Annotated in this window: 11 protein-coding genes and 1 pseudogene; 5 read left to right on the top strand and 7 right to left on the bottom strand. The window is 65.9% G+C overall.

Annotation, left to right across the window (positions count from 1 at the left end; all coding sequences use genetic code 11):
* Nucleotides 1-4: 4 nt before the first annotated feature.
* The 5 genes from ROSELON_RS03425 (at nucleotide 5) to ROSELON_RS03405 (ending at nucleotide 5,630) form a co-directional block, all read left to right on the top strand.
* Nucleotides 5-1,009, top strand: a complete 1,005-nt coding sequence (locus tag ROSELON_RS03425) for an ABC transporter ATP-binding protein (RefSeq protein ID WP_025311042.1) — start codon at nucleotides 5-7, stop codon at nucleotides 1,007-1,009.
* Nucleotides 1,006-1,779 (top strand): L-iditol 2-dehydrogenase, encoded by a 774-nt coding sequence (locus ROSELON_RS03420; RefSeq protein WP_025311041.1) that lies wholly within the window; start codon nucleotides 1,006-1,008, stop codon nucleotides 1,777-1,779. The genes ROSELON_RS03425 and ROSELON_RS03420 overlap by 4 nt, the downstream gene beginning before the upstream one ends.
* Nucleotides 1,779-3,272 carry a mannitol dehydrogenase family protein gene (locus ROSELON_RS03415; RefSeq protein WP_038650855.1) on the top strand — a complete coding sequence of 498 codons (1,494 nt, stop codon included), beginning with the start codon at nucleotides 1,779-1,781 and terminating at the stop codon, nucleotides 3,270-3,272. The genes ROSELON_RS03420 and ROSELON_RS03415 overlap by 1 nt, the downstream gene beginning before the upstream one ends.
* A 38-nt stretch (nucleotides 3,273-3,310) precedes the next feature.
* Nucleotides 3,311-4,756 (top strand): xylulokinase, encoded by a 1,446-nt coding sequence (gene xylB, locus ROSELON_RS03410; RefSeq protein WP_025311040.1) that lies wholly within the window; start codon nucleotides 3,311-3,313, stop codon nucleotides 4,754-4,756.
* Nucleotides 4,757-5,180: 424 nt separating this feature from the next.
* Nucleotides 5,181-5,630 carry a hypothetical protein gene (locus ROSELON_RS03405; RefSeq protein WP_198020785.1) on the top strand — a complete coding sequence of 150 codons (450 nt, stop codon included), beginning with the start codon at nucleotides 5,181-5,183 and terminating at the stop codon, nucleotides 5,628-5,630.
* Between the two features lie 205 nt (nucleotides 5,631-5,835).
* Here the strand turns inward: ROSELON_RS03405 and ROSELON_RS03400 are convergent, their stop codons facing one another.
* From ROSELON_RS03400 to ROSELON_RS03375, 7 genes and pseudogenes are all read right to left on the bottom strand, one after another.
* On the bottom strand, nucleotides 5,836-9,507 hold the full coding sequence (locus ROSELON_RS03400; protein WP_084613630.1) for a VWA domain-containing protein: 3,672 nt from the start codon (nucleotides 9,505-9,507) through the stop codon (nucleotides 5,836-5,838).
* Nucleotides 9,504-12,452: a hypothetical protein gene (locus ROSELON_RS03395; protein ID WP_025311037.1), complete on the bottom strand. Its 2,949-nt coding sequence runs from the start codon at nucleotides 12,450-12,452 to the stop codon at nucleotides 9,504-9,506. The genes ROSELON_RS03400 and ROSELON_RS03395 overlap by 4 nt, the downstream gene beginning before the upstream one ends.
* A 399-nt stretch (nucleotides 12,453-12,851) precedes the next feature.
* Nucleotides 12,852-13,154: a M20/M25/M40 family metallo-hydrolase gene (locus tag ROSELON_RS19025; protein ID WP_342665331.1), complete on the bottom strand. Its 303-nt coding sequence runs from the start codon at nucleotides 13,152-13,154 to the stop codon at nucleotides 12,852-12,854.
* A gap of 69 nt (nucleotides 13,155-13,223) precedes the next feature.
* A pseudogene (locus ROSELON_RS19020) lies at nucleotides 13,224-13,930 on the bottom strand (M20/M25/M40 family metallo-hydrolase); the annotation flags it as partial.
* A 97-nt stretch (nucleotides 13,931-14,027) separates the two neighbouring features.
* A complete protein-coding gene (locus tag ROSELON_RS03385; RefSeq protein ID WP_025311036.1) occupies nucleotides 14,028-15,353 on the bottom strand; it encodes an aspartate aminotransferase family protein in 1,326 nt (441 codons plus the stop codon).
* 4 nt (nucleotides 15,354-15,357) lie between these two features.
* Entirely contained in the window at nucleotides 15,358-15,789 is a 432-nt protein-coding gene (locus tag ROSELON_RS03380; protein WP_025311035.1) for a universal stress protein, read from the bottom strand.
* Nucleotides 15,790-15,802: 13 nt separating this feature from the next.
* The gene (locus ROSELON_RS03375; RefSeq protein WP_025311034.1) at nucleotides 15,803-18,448 is read right to left on the bottom strand and encodes a TRAP transporter permease; all 2,646 of its coding nucleotides are present in this window, start codon (nucleotides 18,446-18,448) and stop codon (nucleotides 15,803-15,805) included.
* Between the last annotated feature and the right edge of the window lie 69 nt (nucleotides 18,449-18,517).

Here is an 18,517-nt window from a genome sequence, read left to right as displayed (position 1 = left end):
AGAAATGGGACGTATCACGCTTGAAAACGTGCAGAAGAAGTTCGGCGAGGTCGAAGTCATCCCGCCGCTGAACCTCGAAATCAACGATGGCGAATTCGTCGTCTTCGTCGGCCCCTCGGGTTGCGGCAAGTCCACCCTCCTGCGCCTAATCGCGGGGCTGGAGGATGTGTCCTCAGGACAGATCAACATCGACGGCACCGACGCGACGAATGTGCCGCCCGCCAAGCGCAGCCTGGCCATGGTGTTTCAGTCCTACGCGCTCTACCCGCATATGACGGTGCGCAAGAACATCGCCTTTCCGATGCGCATGGCCGGTGTCGATCAAGCCGAGCAAAACCGCCGCATCGAAAATGCCGCCGCAGCGCTGAACCTGACCGACTATCTGGATCGTCGCCCCGGCCAGTTGTCAGGCGGTCAGCGTCAGAGGGTCGCGATTGGCCGCGCCATCGTGCGGGAACCGGCGGCGTTTCTTTTCGACGAACCGCTGTCGAACCTGGATGCGGCCCTTCGTGTCGGCATGCGCATGGAAATCGGCGAACTGCACAAGAAGCTTGCAACAACGATGATCTACGTGACGCATGATCAGGTCGAAGCCATGACAATGGCCGACAAGATCGTGGTTTTGCGCGCAGGTCACATCGAGCAGGTCGGATCGCCGCTCGAGCTTTACCGCGCACCGCGCAATACCTTCGTCGCGGGCTTTATCGGCTCTCCCAAGATGAACCTCATAGAAGGGGCTGCTGCGACGGAACATGGCGCAACGTCCATCGGGATCCGACCAGAGCATCTCGATGTCTCCACCACCGAGGGCAAATGGAAGGGGACCGTCGGCGTGGCCGAACATCTCGGGTCCGACACGTTCATCCACGTTCACGGCGTCGAAGGTTGCGACCCGATGACTGTCCGCGTGGGCGGCGAAATGGATGTCCGCCATGGCGACACCGTCTATCTGACGCCACAGGAGCAGAACCTGCACCGCTTCGATGCGCAGGGGCTGCGTATTGCATGACACGCCTGGCCGGCAAATCCGCCCTGATCACGGGCGCGGCCCGCGGCATCGGTCTGGCTTTTGCCCGTGCCTATGCCGCCGAGGGCGCGCGCGTCGCGCTTGCCGATATCGATATTGCGCGCGCCCGTGATGCGGCCGCTGCGATCGGCGATGCCGCCCGCGCGGTCGAACTCGATGTCACGAAGCAGGCAAGCATCGATGCAGCCTTGGCCGAGACCGTCACCGCCTTCGGGCAGATCGACATCCTCATCAACAACGCCGCTGTCTTCACCGCCGCGCCCATCACCGAGATCACACGCAAGGACTATGACCGCACCTTCGAGATCAACGTCTCAGGCACGCTCTTCATGATGCAGGCCGTGGCCCGTCACATGATCGAAGCAGGCGTGAAAGGCCGCATCATCAACATGGCAAGCCAGGCCGGGCGGCGCGGCGAGCCATTGGTCGCGGTCTACTGCGCGACCAAGGCCGCTGTGATCTCGCTCACGCAATCGGCTGGGCTGAACCTGATCCACCACGGAATCAATGTGAATGCCATTTCACCCGGCGTGGTCGACGGGGAGCATTGGGATGGTGTCGATGCGTTTTTCGCCAAGTACGAGAACAAGGCCCCCGGCCAGAAGAAGGCCGAGGTCGGCGCTGGTGTGCCATTCGGACGGATGGGCACACCGGAGGATCTGACCGGCATGGCCGTGTTCCTCGCCAGCGACGAGGCCCGCTACATCGTCGCACAAACCTACAACGTGGACGGCGGACAATGGATGAGCTGATGACAAAGACCCCTGTCCGACTGAGTTCCGAAAGCCTTCAAGACCTCCCGCAGGAGGTGTCGAAACCGGCCTATGCAAGGGAAGAGCTGACCCCTGGCATCGTCCATATCGGCGTCGGTAATTTTCACCGCGCCCATCAGGCCTGGTATCTGCACCGCCTGATGAATGGCGGCCTGGCGCGGGACTGGGCCATCATTGGCGCCGGCGTGCGACCGGGCGATGCGGTCATGCGCGAGAAGCTTCTGTCGCAGGACTGTCTGACGACGCTGATCGAGCTCCACCCTGATGCGACAAGCGCGGAGGTTTGCGGTGCGATGATCGGTTTCCTGCCGGTGGAGCCCGACAATGCGTCCTTGATCGCGCAAATGGCCGAGCCCGCGATCCGCATCGTGTCGCTGACCGTGACCGAGGGCGGTTATTTCGTGAACCCGGCCACGGGCGCGTTCGACCCCGCCCATCCGGATATCGCCCATGATGCGGAAAATCCGGCGCGCCCGTGCACCGCGTTCGGCGCGATTGTCGCGGCCCTGCGGATCAGGCGCGATACGGGTGCGGGCCCGTTCACGGTGCAAAGCTGCGACAACCTCTCCGGCAACGGCCACATCACGCGTGACACGGTGCTTGGCCTGGCAAGGCTCTCCGATCCGGCTTTGGCCGATTGGATCGCAGCGCACTGCACTTTTCCGAACTCCATGGTGGACTGCATCGTCCCTGCGACAGGTGCCGCAGAAATAGCCGCCGCCCGCGCCTTCGGGATCGAGGATGCCGCCCCCGTCACCCATGAGAACTATCGCCAATGGGTGATCGAGGACGCGTTCTGCGCCGGCCGCCCCGACTGGGATCGGGTCGGCGCGACGTTCACTGACGACGTTCATGATTATGAGACGATGAAGATCCGCATCCTAAATGCAGGCCATCAGGTTCTCGCCAATGCCGGAGAGCTTCTGGGGTTGGCGACCATCGCCGATTGCATGGCCGATGCCAGTGTCTCCGCCTTCTGGCGAAAGGTGGAGATGGAGGAGATCGTGCCGCATGTTGCCGCCGTACCCGGCATGACACCCGAGGCGTATGTCGACCTGATCGAAAGCCGGTTTTCCAATCCCGCAATCCGCGACACGACGCGCCGCGTGGCCTTCGACGGATCGTCCCGCCATGCAGGCTTCGTCCTGCCGATCATCCGGGATGGTCTGGCGGCTGGGTCCCCCATCTGCGGACTGGCACTGGTAGAGGCGCTATGGGCGCGCATGTGCCAGGGTACGCGCGAGGACGGATCGCGCATCGAGCCGAACGATCCCGCGTGGGACCGGCTAAAGCCCCGCGCAGAGGCCGCGCGCAACAGTCCGGGTGCGTGGCTAGACCAGGCGGAGATCTACGGAGACCTAGGAACGGAGGGCCGGTTTGCATCCGGGTTCGAGGCGTGGTCATCGCTGATTTGGGATAAGGGAACCCGAACTGCTCTCGAGACCTATGTCGCGACGGGTCGGCCGCTGTGATATCCTCTTTGCGATTGGTGGGTGTGGAGCGCGCCTAAGTGTATCTCGGACTGGATCTCGGGACATCGTCCGTCAAGGCATGCGTCATCGACGACGCCGGTGATGTTGCCGCCACCGCTTCCTCGCCTTTGTCGATGTCCCACCCCTTTTCCGGGGCCAGCGAGCAGACATGCGATGATTGGTGGGCTGCGATTTCCGCCGCCATCCGATCCATCGACGGGCATACGCGGGCCATGTTGCGTGCCATCGGCCTGTCCGGGCAGATGCACGGCGCGGTCCTTCTGGACGCAGAGAAAACCCCGATCCGCCCCGCGATCCTGTGGAATGACGGGCGTGCAGAGGCCGAATGCGCCGACATGGCCCGGCTGGAGCCCGAGATTGGGCATCTGTCCGGCGCCCCGCCGATGCCGGGCTTCACGGCGCCCAAACTCCTGTGGCTCTCGCGCTTCGAGCCGCGGACCCATGCGCGCATCGCCCATGTTCTCCTCCCGAAAGACTATGTCGGTTTCCGGCTCCACGGCGGTCTTGTGACCGACCCGTCCGATGCGGCCGGCACGGGCTGGTTCGATGAAGGCGCGCGATGCTGGTCGTCCCGCCTCTGCGAGATCAGCGCAAGCGACCTGGCCTGGCTGCCCGAGGTGCGACACGGGTCGGATGTCGCCGGCACCCTGATGCCGGAGGTTGCGCGCGAGTTGGGTCTGCCCGCGGGTATTCCCGTCGCGACCGGTGCAGGCGACGCGGCCGCCGGTGCGGTGGGCATCGGCGCAATCCACGACGGGGACGGGTTCATTTCGCTGGGGACGTCGGGCCAGCTTTTCGTCACCACGAACAGCTACCGGCCCGACCCCGAGAATTGCCTTCATGCCTATGCCCATTGCCTGCCCAAACGCTGGTTCCAGATGGCGGCGATGCTGAATGGCGCACGTCCGCTTGCCTGGTTCTCGACCCTCGTCGGGCGGACGGTCGAAGAGCTTCTCGCAGAGGCGGAAGTCGCTGCGCCGGGCCCGCTCTTCCTGCCCTATTTGACGGGTGAACGAACGCCCCACGGGGATGCATCCATCCGCGCGGGGTTCGCCTTCCTCGACGAGAGCACGACACAAGGCAGCCTCATGCGATCCGTGGTCGAGGCGGTGGCTTTCACCTTTGTCGATGCGGTCGATGCCTTCTCGGCCACCGGAACACGGCCCGACGCGCTCATGGCAATCGGGGGCGGGACGCGCAGCGACTTTCTCATGCAGATGATCGCCGATGCCACGGGCTGCCGTCTTGTCCGGACAAGGGGGGCAGAGGTCGGTCCCGCCTTTGGCGCCGCACGACTGGCGCAACTCTCGTTGCGGGAGGTGACCGAAGAGGTCCTGACGACGCCCCCAGTTGACCGAGCGTTCCGGCCCAACCGGGCCTCCGGGCTTTTCCACAGCGAACGGCTTGCTGCCTTCCGTGCGCTCTATCCAGCCTTGAAGGGCATTGACAGGTCCAGGCAGTGAAAGACCACGTGGACACGAGCCCCGGCGCCCCCATTTTTCGGTCAGCCGTGGAATGAGGCCTGAGATCCCAGTGGCGAGGGAGAGTGAACAAATGAAACTCGTAGTGGACCTGCAATCGGGAACTCGATAGCCGCTGGTCGAAACCAGGCGTCAACTACCAAGTCTATCCACTGTCCTTTGCTGGTGGCGAACACGTTTTTCAAGGCGGATGGCAGCAGTCGTGCGCCAATACAATCCAGCTGTGCTTACATCTGTCCGCAGCGTCTGTTCGGCACCCGTCGCGGTCCTTGCCTCCAGCGCACCAGGCCCAAGGCTCAAGCAAGAAAACTCTATTTGGGTCTCACCAGCGATGTAGACTCATTCGACACCTACATGTCGAATGTGGGGCATAGTTGCTGAGCTTCGATCACAATTTGAGGTCTCCGTGGATCAGAAGAGCCTTTTCGTAAGACCCGGCGGGTTGCGCCCGGATGCTCGGCTGTTTCGGGTGTTTCTTTGGCCGGGCGACCGGAACCTCGACAGCAACGGCGACAGCGATCCCGACAATCCCGCCGACCGCAGATGGACCAAGCTATACATGCGGGACCGGGAGGGGACCGAGGCGGCGTTCGAAATCTGGCCCGTAGCGCAGGATCCGCTGGTGCTGCAGGTTCTGGGTTCGCCACCGGAGATGGCGGCACGGGCCGCCATTTTCCTGGCCCTGGAAACCGGCGGGCACTGGTCGGCAGACCTTGCCGATGTCGGCCGCGATCCGATGGAACTGAAGGACCTGGTCGGCCCGGATTTCGACTTGACCGAGGCGCTCGATCGGGCCAACCGAAGCGTGTGGCGCAAGGCAACCCGCGAAAATCCCTATCCGAACCTCAAGGCATGATCTGCCACGGACGATTCATTGATCGCTACGGGTCGCGCAGGCCGGCGGCACACGGCCCGAGCACACACAGGTGACGCCGGGCGGGCAGTCACAGGGCTCGGCCTCGGCGAAGACACAACCCTCGCGCGTTTCGCAGGCCATTTGCGCCAGAAATACCCCGCCGGCGGTCCCGTAGCCACGAGCAGGCCCCCGATCGGCCGCCGTCTCATTGCGCGCGCAGCCGGGCCAGTTCCGGCGTGTCCGGCAGGCCCCGATGCAAGGGCACCAGAAGCCGCTCGGTATGGGTTGCGACGAGGCTGAACCACAGGTCGTGGGTCGGCTCGCCGCCCGCGTCAAAGGCAGGGCGGTTGGGCAGCACCATGCCGTAGCGCGCCAGGAAGGCATCGGCCGCGGCACGGGTCCGCGCGCCCATCTGGCCATCTGCCGGCCCCGGATCGAAGCCCAGGTCGATCAGGCGCGCCTGGATGCCGTGTACACGTTCCTCCATCAGGATGGGGCGGCGCGGGGTGCGGCTGCGAACCAGCAACCTGTCCAGCACCGGCCGGTCTTCGGCGGCAACAGCCTGCGCGACGTCGATCCGAACGGCTTCGGGCAAGGCGGTGCCCGGCGCCACGACTTCGGAGGTGATGCGCACCTCTTCCCCCTCGCGGTTGACATAGACACGGCGCTCCTGCCGTGCCGGGATCGACTGGCGCGCAATCAGGTGTTCGTCACCGCCCAGCAATAGCTGGTAGTGCCCCTCGGGCAGGGCGATAGCCGGGGCGCCGACGCGGGTTTCGGCAATCACCTGGCCGAGGTCGTCGCGTACTTCGATCTCCGGCACCAGCGCGGCGCGCAGGGCGGCCTGCAGACCGGCCTGCCCCTCCGCCGGGTAGAACGCCCCGCCCGTCACCTCGGCGACGCGGGCGAGGCCCGCCTGCACCTCGGGGTCGCCGATGTCGAAGCCGACGATGTTCACGCGAATGTCGATCCCCCGCGCCATCAGGTCGTTCGCCACACGCTCGGGGTTGAAAGGCGCGTCGACCTCGGCATCGCAGGTCTCCTCGCCATCGGTAATCAGGATGACCAGCCCGCGGTCGCCTGGCCCCAAATCCTGCGGCACCATTGCCAGGGACCGCCCGATTGGCGTTTGCCCGCGCGGGCTGGCCGCCAATACCGCGTCGATGGCGCGGTCGACACTGCCCGGCGCCACGGGCACGGCCAGCACGCTGTCCCGGCAACTCGCCGTGGCGGGCTGGTCGGGCAGGTTGGCCCCGTAGATGCGCAGCCCCAGCGGTGTGCTGTCGGGGATCTCGGAGAGGATGTCGAACATCAGGCTGCGGGCCACGTCGATCCTGCGCCGGCCCTGGTCGGTCGCCGCCCGCATCGAGCCGGAGGCATCGAGAATGAACAGAAGCTCGCCCAGTGCGTCGGCGCTGACGAACTCCTCGCCGTTTTCCAGAACCGCAAGGGCGCCGTCATCGCCCGTCGACCAGGAAACGGCGTAGTCGGCCGGTGCGCGGATTGCCGCGGCGATGTCTTGCCAGACCCGGGGCAGGTCCTCGGCGGCGGGGCTGTCGAAATAGGCACCGCCGCTGCCTCGCGCGATGGCCTCCAGCATGTGGTCCAACCGGGCGGACACGTTCGGGGTGTAAGATCGCATCGCGTCGCCCAGGCCGATCGCGTAAATCGGGATGCGCTCCGTCTCGATCGTATCCCAGAATGCCGGATAGGGCGCGCCCGAAACGTCCTCGCCATCGGTCAGAAGGATAATGGCCCGGTTCCCGCCCGCGTCCTCGAGCGTCTCGATGCCCGCGCGCACGGCATCGTAGACCGAGGTGCCCTGCGGATGGCTCTGGTCGATCCCCTCCCGCATCGCACGATCCAGCGCGGCGGCATCGGTCGTCAGCGGCAAAAGGGGCCGGATGATCCCCGAGAAACTGGTGAGCGAGATCTGCTCCTCAGGTGCCTTCGAGGTCACGAACAGCCGCGCCGCCTCGATCGCGGTGAAGATTGCATCGCCCATCGATCCGGAATCGTCGATCACCAGCGCGATCGACGGGGCCGGCTGTGACAGGCGCACATGGTAGGTCCCGGATGGCAGCCGCCAGGTAAAGGTGCGCGCAGTTTCGGCCGTCAGCGGATCTTGGCCGAACAGGACGTCCCCGTCCGGCCCGATCAGGTCGAGCCGTGCCCGGATCCAGGGCCGGCCTTCCAGCCGGAAATTCACCGTGCGATCCGGCCCCGCCGGCACGCTGAAGGCGAAATGGTCCAGATCGCCCAGCGACCCCGCGCCGCCCTCGATCACCGCGCCCATCGGCAGCGGCGTGGCATCAGCAAGCCCGTCGTTCGGTTCCACCTCGCCGGGCAGGCCGCTGCCCGAGCCGCCGTCAGCGGCAATGCTCGACCCTTCGCGCGACGAAAACAGGTCGGCGGCGGTGCCAGTGACGCGCAAACGGTCCAGCTGAAAGGTGGCGCTTCCGGGGTCCGAGATGGTGAGGGTCAGCCATCGGATCGGCACCGTTTCGTCAAAGCGGAGACCTGTGCGCCCGCGGTCCGGGCCGGTGCGTTCGGCCGTCATCAGGCCCAGGTCTTGCATGCCAGTAAGCGGCCCCGGCGCCGTGGAGGCCGCGACCCGCACCCGCGGCGCCCAGTCCGCCTCGGGCCCGATCTGCCAGTCCAACGCTATGTCGGTGACGCGCATCGTGCGGAAGTCATCGAAGGCCACCGTGATGTCCTGTGGGAACCGGTTGGTGGCCGGCATCCAGCTGCCCGTGGCGGACAGGATATTGGCCGCATCCCGGGAACCGGCTTGCGACGTAAAGCGCGCGATGCGCCCGCCGTTGTCGACGGCGGCCAGATCGGTGGCAACATCCGACAGGACAGAAGGGGCAGCCGCAGACTCGAAGATCTGGATCTCGGACAGGCGGACCCCGGGGCGCCACGAGGTGCCGATCGTGATCCGCACCGCCCGCGCCGGCGCCGGCGTCGCGAGCGCGAAAAGCTCCAGCGCCTCGGGGCGGTCCTCCATCGTGAGCATTCCGAGGTCGGTCCACGGCCCCTCCGCCCCGATGTCAGAAAGCTCGATCCGCACTGTCGCCGGCACCCAGTTGAGTGTCGACCGGGTCCGGCTGTCGAGCGCGATATGGCTCACCGTCGCGGCCCGGGTCCCGGCCAGCGACACCACAAAGGCGACTACGCCCTCCGCGTCGCGTTCCGCATTGACGAAGAAGTCGTAGGAGTCGAGGCGTTCATCCAGAAGGTAGCCGAGGTTCTGCACCGCCCTGCCACGTTCCAGCGCGATGCTCGCCCCCTGCCGGGCCAGCGACACCAGCGCCCCGGTCGTCGCCGCTTCGGCCTCCGGGCCCGTCAGACACGCGAACTGCGGTCCATCCGTGCGTGTCGGATCCTGCGGGGCCGGCAGCGCGGGATCGGTCTGTCTGGCAGGGGGCGGGTCCACGGTCGGCGCAGGCACATCCGCGCCAAGCGGCGCCTCCACCGCGCCGAGAGCCGTCGTAACCCGCAGAACCAGCGCGCCGTGGGTCTGGGGCAACTCGAATTCCAGCGCCAGGGTCCCCGCCATGCCCGCAGGCAGCAGAAGGCTCTCGGGTGATGCGGCGCCGTTCCACGTCACCACCTCGGGCAGATAGGGAAATACCCCGTCCTCGAGGATCTCGATCCGGCCTGGTAGCCCGGACAGGTCAAGCGGTGCCGCACCGGAATTGCGGATGGTCAGCTCGGCCCGGACGGCCTGCCACCCTGCGGTCACCGTCCGCGCCTCCGTCATCGGTTCGTATGCTGTCTGCGCCAGTTCGACCGGCTGTGCCCCTACGACGGCGGCAAAGCCGCCACCGGCCAACAGGGCCGAGACGAAAACAATTCGTCGCCATGCTCTCATTCCCTTTGTGCCGGGTGCGGCGCCCCCGGGTCGAAGTCGCGGATGGCCGCATCGAGATCGCGGATCGACGGATCTCGGCCGGCGCCATAGGCGCCTGGGTTGTCCAGGATCTCGCCCCCGCGTGCGTAGGGACGCGAGATCACCGGCGGCGGAACATCGGGCACGGGGCGGGGGGGCACGACGACCCTGTCACCAATGGCTTCCTCGAGGATCTCGGAAAACGCCTCGCGCGAGGTGAAGCCGGGGCGCGGCCCGTCCACGGCGCGGCGCACCATCCATTCGATCAGCCTCAGATCGCCGTAAGCCAGGTCGTCATGCAGGTTTCCAACCGTGTTCCAAAAGCCGGTTTCCGCATCGCCCGGCGGCGCGCCTGCCGTATTGCCGGATACGGCTGTACCGGCCTCCAGCCGCTCTTGCCACTCCTCGGGGTCGACGAAAAACTCCCCCCCCCCGGTTTCATAAGGCGACACCCAGTTTTCCGGATTGCCAGTCGACAGGAACTCGGAGATCTGAACCAGTGGATTGTCCTGCTCGAGCCCGATGTAATAGGCGATCCCGGTCACGGTGTGGGACGTCGGCACGGTCAGGATCATCATCGTGATGATGACGTACTCGGCTTGCCCCTCGCCGCCGTCCGTCGTCATGCCAAGGCTCGACCCGCTGTGCGGATCGATCCGGACCCAGGCGGCCGGCGCGGCGGGTTGCGCATCGGAGACGAGCACCCAATCGCCGCCTGCCAGTGTCTCGTGCAGGGCCAGCGACAGGTCATCGCCGCCCGACACCTGCCCCGGTTCCGTCAACAGACGGTACCCCCCGGTCGCCAGAAGACCGGCGATCGCATCGGCCTCTCCCTGTCCATCTTCCACCGGATCGCAGGCACGGTTGCACAGCCGCTCCGCCCTGTGCAGCGCGGCGCGGCTTTCTCGCGCCGTCAGAACCATGCCCAGCCGCAGCTGCGCCAAACGCTCAGCCTCCGGGTCGCTCTGCCCGGGGCCGAGCGGCACGCGCGGCACATGCACAAGGTCCACGAGGCAGCGATACCGTCCGGGTAGAACGGGCCCGTCCAGTCCCTCGGTGCGCAGCGTCATGACATGCGCGCTTTGCTGCACGAGCGGCCGGTGCAGACCCGCCGACAGGCTCTGCGCCAGCGCCTCGTGATCGAGCGCGAGCGCGAAAAGCGTCTCGGGGTAGAAGTGGAGCGCGCCAAGCTCTGCGAAGGTCGCGGTTCCGGTCCCGGCCCGCAGCGCGGCCGCCCGACCGAGATACGGGAGCATCGCTTCAATCTCGTCGGCGCGCCGGCGCGCCAGATCCGCCTCGCTCAACGGACCACCGGTGATGAGGATGTCGGTGTCCGCAAGGAACGCGAGCCGGTTGCGGCGGTCGACATCCTCGGGCAAGGCGGCCCGCGTGGCGCTGCCCGTGGCTCGAAGGGCCGGCCCAAGGTGATCCACGATCCATCTTGTATGGCGCGCGGGCGCCATTCCGGGCGCAAGGATCGTGTAATCGATCCGGACCCCACTGATTGCGGTCCCCGGCTGCGCGGCCGGCGCCAGATCGGGCGTCGTCAGGATCTCCGACAGCCGGTCGAACCCGGTGTTCAGCGCCTCTGCCGTCTGCCCCGCTGTCCGCGCCCGCCAGTCTCGCGAAACCGGGTCGCCGGCAATAGAGAACGGTGTGCCAAGCTCGGCATCCCCCGACGACAGCGCCAGCGCGGGCATGTAGTTCCGGCCCTGGTCGAACAGCACGTGCTCCAGTTCCGCTGCCACCTCGTCAAACTGCGTGCCGTCCCATTGCCGCGCCGCACCCTCCAGCGGGTCCAGCGGGGCGATGCGGATCGACAGCGCCGGCATGCCCGCATCTGACAGCGCCGGAACGTTGACGAAAAAGCCGCCGACAGCATGCTCCGTCAGCCCGGTCGCGGTGGCTTGCTCGATCGTCAGGCGGATCTCGACCCGGTGCAGCAGGCGTTCGGGCATCGCATCGTGGACCTCCTCCGCAAAGGTCCATACCGGGTCAGCGTCGCCCTCCGTGCGCGTGAGGTCCAAATCGCGCCAGCTGCCATCGGCGGCGCGAACCTGCACCCAGACATGGTCCCGCATGGCGACAAGTGCCGCCGCGTCGGATGCCGCAGCGTCCGGCCACGGTGCGCCGCGCAAGGCGTCGGCCAGTTCCGCTGCCTCCTGCTCCCCGGCCAGCAGGGTCACGACCTCTTCGGCATAGCTGCGCGGCAAGACCAGCGCCCCGTCGGACGGTGCAACCCCTGGCCACGTCACGCGGGCCATCAGATCCGCCGCCTGTGCATCGGAAAGCCGCGCCGTGGCGAAGCGCACGTCATGGCCCGCCGCCGCCAACATGGCGGCCAGCAGCGCGGAAAGGTCCGCAGCCGATCCGCCGCCCGACTGCAGCGTCCCCGTGACGCCGCGCAATTGTCCCGCATAGGGCAGCAGCGCGAAGGATTGCTGCAGGAAGCTGAAGATCGGGTCTATATCTCCGCCGAATTGGTCGGCAACCAGCCCCGCGGTGACAGGCTCCCCGGCGAGGGCCCTGATCTGCTCGATCGCACGGCCGATCTCCGCTTCCTCTGCGGTGACGGCGCTGTCGGACACAGGTGCCGTGACCCGTCGGGCGCGGAACGCCTCCTCCGCGGCACCGTCGAACCGCAGGGTCCCCACCAGTTCCGCACATCCGTCCGCTGATACGGCAAGCGTTGCCGACCCTTGCAGCGTGCCAGCACCCTCTCGCCGCAGGGCCGCGTCGAGTTGAAAGTCGTCGACGTCGCCTGTCCCTTCCAGGCGCAACAGGCCGCGCGGCCCGGTCGCCGCCGCAATCACCACGCCGGCCCCGGGCTGTGCCTGCCTATCCTCGGAAACCGGGTTTATCAGCTCGACCAGGCCGGCTGCCGCGCCTGCCTCCGGATCGCGCCCACGGAGATGCTGGATATCCATCACCCCATGGGTCGTGCGCCACTGTCCTGTAAGGTCGCAGGTTCCTTCAGATGGAGCGACCTGACCAGCCGCGGAGGACACGAAAACCGCGAAAGCGCACACAAACGAACCAAGTCGAACAATTCGCGAGCCACCGCTGACGGACGATCTTTCGGTTTGGTCCCTTGACTTGGTGCGTTCTGCGTCCATCCCAAATTGTAGCAGATCGGTGAGTTTGCTCAAAGTCGCATCACGCATAGGTTGCAAAGCGGACCACAGCGCCGCGACCACCGATTGGCTTTTCGACACCAACCCATCGACCTGTCGCAGCTTCGCGACGGTCTCATCGGGCTTATCTGCTTCTGGGCATTTCTTGATCCTTCATGTGGCTCGAAAGCCAATTCGAGAGAGGACCAGTCTTCATTGGGCAGGCCACGGCACCAGCTTGTCGAGCATGTCGAGGCAGGCCTGCAATTGGTCCAGCGCGATGAATTCGTCGGCCTTGTGCGCCTGTTCGATCGAACCTGGGCCGCAGACCACCGCCTGCATCCCGAGGGACTGGAACAGCCCTGCCTCGGTTCCGAAGGCCACGGTTTCGGCCCTGTTCGCGCCGGTCAATTCCAGCAGGATATCGCGCGCCCGGTTTTCCGGGGCGGGCTCGAGGCCGGCGACCTCACCGACCACGCGTGTCGCGATGTCGGCCGCCGGGTGGACGGCCCGCATGGCAGGCAACAACGCGTCGGCGGCAAAGGTGGCAAGCTCCTGCTTGACGAAGGCTTCGTCGGAGGCTTGGACCGGGCGCATTTCCCAATCCAGTTCGGCATGGTTGGCGATGACGTTATGGGCCACGCCGCCGGTGATGCGGCCCAGGTTGATCGTGGTCCAGGGCGGCTCGAAATGGCCGGGTTGGGGCGCCGCGCCTTCAACGCCTCGCGCAGATGCAACAGATGCGCGGCGTAGCGGGTGGCGAATTCGATGGCGTTGACACCGTGATCGGGGGCGGAGCCGTGCCCCTCCAAGCCGGAAAACACGGTGGTGTATTCGCAGCAGCCCTTGTGCCCCTCGATGACGCGCATCTCTGTCGGTTCGCCTATGATGGCGAGTTTCGGCAACACTTCGCGCCCCCTCAGATGGTCGACCAGCTGCCGCGCCCCGATGCAACCGACTTCTTCATCATAGGTGAAGGCGAAAAACAGGGGCACCTGCAGGGCCGCCACATCCACATGGCCGGCATGGACGAGACAGGCGGCGATGAACCCCTTCATGTCGCATGTGCCACGCCCATAGAGCCGACCGTTGGCTTCGTGCAACGCGAACGGGTCCGTGGACCACGCCTGATCGGTGACCGGCACAACATCCGTGTGCCCCGACAGCAGCAGGCCGCCCGGCACGTCGGGGCCAAGTCGCGCAAACAGGCTGGCCTTGTGGCCGCCGGGATCGTTGACCAGTTCGACATGCGCGCCCAGGGCCGAAAGACGCTCGGCCAGGTAGACGATCATCTCGACATTGGGATCGGCCGAGACCGTGGGAAAGGCGATCAGGTCGCGGAGGATTGCCCGCGTTTCATCGAGGCGGCTCATGGGCGGGCCCCATGCATTACGCGGCCATCGCGGTATCGAGTGCGCGCGACAGCTTGTCCGTCAATTCTTCGATCTGATCCTCGGTGATGATGAAGGGCGGCGCCAACAGCACATGATCGCCGAGGCGCCCATCGACGGTGCCACCGGCCGGGTAGCAGATCAGCCCTTCGGCCATGGCGGCCTTTTTCACCTTGGCATGCAACTTGCGGTTGGGGTCGAAGCTGGACTTGGTCGTGCGATCCTCGACCAGTTCGATGGCGCGAAACAGGCCGCGGCCCCGGATATCGCCCACATGCGGGTGCTGGCCGAACCGGCTCCGCAACGCATGCACCAGCGTGTCACCGCGATCCTGCACCTGTGCGAGCAAACCGTCATCGACGATCCGCTCCAGAACTGCGTGGCCGGCGGCGGCGGCCAGCGGATGCCCGTGATAGGTGTGCCCGTGCTGAAAACTGCCCGACCCCTGCGTAATGGCGTCATAGATCGTGGCGCTGCACAGCATGGCCCCGATCGAGGCATAGCCGGCCCCCAACCCTTTGGCGATTGTGACGATATCGGGCGCGATCCCATCCTGTTCGCAGGCGAACAGGCTGCCGGTGCGGCCCATCCCGCACATGACCTCGTCGAGGATCAGAAGAACCCCGTAGCGGTCGCAGATCTCGCGGACATGCTTGAAATAGGCCCCCTCGGACGGGACGGCCCCGGCCGTGGCCCCGACCACGGGTTCGGCCATGAAGGCCAGCACGCTGTCCGGGCCGAGGCGCAGGATTTCATCTTCGAGCGCCTGTGCCGCGCGGCGGCCATAGTCCTCGAGGCTCTCGCCATCGTGGCGGAAATGATACTCGAAGCACGGGTCGATATGGTGCGTCTCGATCAGCAGCGGCGCGTATTTCTCGCGCCGCCACGCGTTGCCGCCGGCGGCCAGCGCGCCCAGGGTGTTGCCATGGTAGCTTTGCCGCCGGGCGATCAGCTTGTGCCGCTGGGGCTGGCCGATCTCGAGGGTGTATTGCCGCGCAAGCTTGATCGCGGCCTCGACCGCCTCGGACCCGCCGGACAGCAAATAGACCCGGTCGATCCCGTCGGGGGCGTGCGCGATCAGCTTGTCGGCCAGGGCCTCGGCGGCATCCGAGGTGAAAAACCCGGTATGGGCAAAGGCGATCTGATCCAGTTGGCGGTGCACGGCGGCGCGCACGCTCTCGTCGGAATGGCCTAGGCACGAGACGGCGGCACCGCCCGAGCCGTCCAGATAGGTCCGCCCGTTGGCATCTATGATGTAGCAGCCGTCACCGCGCGCAGCAGTCGGCAACGGGCCGGCCCCGCGCCCGAAAACATGGTTGGCCATGGCGTCAATCCCCCCGCACGACGAAGACGGATTGCGGCGCGTGGCGCACCACGCGCGCCGCGTTCGGCCCGATCAGGTAGTCGCTGAGTTCGGGTCGATGCGAGGCCAGAACGATGGCGTCGACCCCAAGGCGGTTCGCGGCCGAAATGATCTCGTCATAGACACGGCCCAGCAGGACATGGGGATGCACCTCGACATCCTCGGGGACGTGCTTTTTGACCCAGTCCTTCAACTCGTCGCCGACATGGGCAAGCGCCTTGTCCTCGTAGCCCTTTTCGAAAAAGCTGCCGACGACGGACATGCCGAAATCGGGCACGACGGTCACCACATGCAGAACGCCGTTCTCCGGCCCCGCCAGGCGCAGCGCGGCCGGGAGGGCCTTTTTCCAGGAATGATCGGCCGACAGGTCGATGGGTAACAGGATGGTTTTGAACATGCGGGCCCCTCCTTCAGAAGGCCGGTTTGGTCTGCCGACGACGCTGTAGCAGGATCACGAGACCCAGAAGCAGAAGGGCAGGGATGTAGAAGATCTGTTCTGGCAGTCGATCGCGCGGCATCTGCACCGTGGCCAGGGCAACGGGCTCGTCCGCGTAGAAATCGAAATCGGCCAGCGCCTCGGCCGCTTCGGTGCCGAACATCGGCTCGTCCAGGCGCATCACCTCGCCATCGGGGAACAGCAACAGGCCGGTCGCATCCAGCCGCTCGGCCGCCGTGGCCCCGACCACGTCGATGGGAAGGGTCAGGTCGGTGATTTCGCCCGTGTCGAAATCGGGGCCGCTGACCTCGATGCGCAGGCGTGCGCCCTCGGGCGCGTCGGCCAGTGCCTCTTCGAATTGCATTGGCGGCACCTCGCGGAAGGGGCTTTGCACCATGTCGAGGAATACGTTCGGCACAAAAAGGGTGAAGGCCACCAACAGCAAGGCGGCGCTTTCATAGATCCGCGAGCGCGCCAGGAAATACCCCTGCGTCGCCGCCGCGAAGAGCAGCATGGCAAAGGTTGCGATGACAAAGACCGAGATCGCCTGCAAAATGCCCGCGGTCGTGCCCAGGTCCACGCCATAAAGGATCAGCGTGGGGTTGAAGATGAACAGGAAGGGCAGGGCCACCGTGCGCAGGCTGTAGAAGAACGCGGTAAAGCCCGTTCGGATCGGATCCCCCCCGGACACGGCGGCGGCGGCGAAGCTGGCCAAGCCCACGGGCGGTGTGACATCGGCCATGATCCCGAAATAGAACACGAACAGATGCGCCGCGATCAGCGGCACGATCAGCCCCTCCTGCGCGCCCAGCGAGACCACGACCGAGGCCATCAGCGACGACACCACGATGTAGTTCGCCGTGGTCGGCAGGCCCATACCCAGGATCAGCGAGAACAGCCCGATCAACACCAGCATCACAAACAGGATGCCGCCCGAAAGCTGTTCCACCAGCCCGGCAAGTTCGGTGCCGATCGGCGTCTTGGTGACGGTTGCGACGATGATGCCGGCGGCCGCCGTGGCAACGCCGATGCCGATCATGTTGCGCGCACCGGCGATCAGGCCGTCGAGCAGGTCGGTGAAGCCGCCCTTCAACTCGGCGATCAATTGCGCGCCTTGGCCCCGGAAGATCGCCTTCATCGGGCGTTGCGTGACGATGATCAGCAGCATCAGAGACGTGGCATAGAAGGCCGATTTCGCCGGGCTTTGACGTTCGACCATCAGGAACCAGACCAGCACCACGATGGGCAGGATGTAATGCAGGCCGGTGGCATAGACCTCCTTGACGGTGGGCAGCTTGATCTCGGGGTCGTTGGGGTCGTCCACCTCGAGGTCGGGGCGGCGCGCGGCGACCCAGACCAGCAGGGCATAGACGCCCAGCAAGACCGCCATCATCACCGGGCTGGCCAGGGCCGGGGCCACGGCGCGCAACGCGCCGACGCCGTAGATCAGCGCGGTAAAGGCCACACCGGCCACGGCAAAGCCGATGAAGAATTTCAGCAGCATGCCGATAAAGCTCTTGGCCTCGCCAAGTGCGGGCATGTCTTTCTTCAGCGCTTCGAGATGCACGATATAGACCAGTGCGATGTAGGAAATCACCGCCGGGATGAAGGCGTGCTTGATGACTTCGACATAGGAAATGCCGATGAACTCGACCATCAGAAAGGCCGCGGCCCCCATGACGGGCGGCATGATCTGGCCATTGACGGAACTGGCCACCTCGACCGATCCGGCCTGTTCGTTTGTAAAGCCCACCCGCTTCATCAGCGGGATGGTGAAGGTGCCGGTCGTCACGACATTGGCAATGGACGAGCCCGAGATCAGGCCGGTCATGGCCGAGCCGACAACCGCCGCCTTGGCCGGGCCGCCGCGCAGGTGGCCGAGGCCCGCGAAGGCGAGCTTGATGAAGTAATTGCCCGCGCCCGCCTTATCCAGCAACGAGCCGAACAGCACGAACAGGAAGACGAAGGCCGTGGAAACCCCCAGCGGAATGCCGAACACCCCGGCCGTGTCCAGCCATTGCGCATTGATCAACGCGGTAAAGCTCAGCCCCTCATGCTCGATCAACTCAGGGATCAGCCAGCCCGTGCCCATATAGGCATAGAGCAGGAAGACCGACCCGACGATCGTCAGGGCCGGGCCAAGCGCGCGGCGGCTGGCCTCGAGCAGGACAAGCAGGCCGATGGCGCCGATGATGACCTGCGTTTGCGTGGGCAGGCCCGATCGCGCGGTCAGGGCCAGCGTGTCCGAGAACAGAAAAACGTAAAAGGCCGCGCCGCCACCGATGGCGGCAAGGACCCAATCAAACAAAGGAATGCGGTGTCGCGGCGAGGATTTGAACGCCGGATAGGCAAGGAAGGCGAGCACGATGGCAAAGGTCAGGTGGATCGGCCGCGTCTGCGAGGAATTGAGCGCGGGAATGTATTCGGCAAACCAAAGTTGCGGCTGTGCGATCCAAAGCTGAAAGAGCGACCACGCCAGCGCCAGACCCGCAATCAGCAGGGCGATGCCCCGGTTGTCGGGGTCGCGCGCGCCACTGTCGCTCGAGGCGACCAGATCCTGCAGCTCTTCGTCGCTGAATTGCCGGCCACCAGCGCCTTGCTGTTCGTTGTCGTTCACCATCCGCGTTCCCCAATGGTCAGGAGTGGCCGTCCAGCCCCAATCAAACAAAAGCCCGGAGCCGAGGGTCAC

The sequence above is a fragment of the Roseibacterium elongatum DSM 19469 genome (genome assembly GCF_000590925.1).
GTDB classification, from domain to species: domain Bacteria; phylum Pseudomonadota; class Alphaproteobacteria; order Rhodobacterales; family Rhodobacteraceae; genus Roseibacterium; species Roseibacterium elongatum.
This window is presented reverse-complemented; position numbering and strand designations above follow the sequence as displayed.

Coding starts and splice junctions, on each gene's coding strand:
- ROSELON_RS03415 (WP_038650855.1), top strand. CDS start 1,779: ATGACAAAGACCCCTGTCCGACTGAGTTCCGAAAGCCTTCAAGACCTC.
- ROSELON_RS03420 (WP_025311041.1), top strand. CDS start 1,006: ATGACACGCCTGGCCGGCAAATCCGCCCTGATCACGGGCGCGGCCCGC.
- ROSELON_RS03400 (WP_084613630.1), bottom strand. CDS start 9,507: ATGAGAGCATGGCGACGAATTGTTTTCGTCTCGGCCCTGTTGGCCGGT.
- ROSELON_RS03375 (WP_025311034.1), bottom strand. CDS start 18,448: ATGGTGAACGACAACGAACAGCAAGGCGCTGGTGGCCGGCAATTCAGC.
- ROSELON_RS03425 (WP_025311042.1), top strand. CDS start 5: ATGGGACGTATCACGCTTGAAAACGTGCAGAAGAAGTTCGGCGAGGTC.
- ROSELON_RS19025 (WP_342665331.1), bottom strand. CDS start 13,154: ATGCGGGCCGTCCACCCGGCGGCCGACATCGCGACACGCGTGGTCGGT.
- ROSELON_RS03385 (WP_025311036.1), bottom strand. CDS start 15,353: ATGGCCAACCATGTTTTCGGGCGCGGGGCCGGCCCGTTGCCGACTGCT.
- ROSELON_RS03395 (WP_025311037.1), bottom strand. CDS start 12,452: ATGGATATCCAGCATCTCCGTGGGCGCGATCCGGAGGCAGGCGCGGCA.
- ROSELON_RS03380 (WP_025311035.1), bottom strand. CDS start 15,789: ATGTTCAAAACCATCCTGTTACCCATCGACCTGTCGGCCGATCATTCC.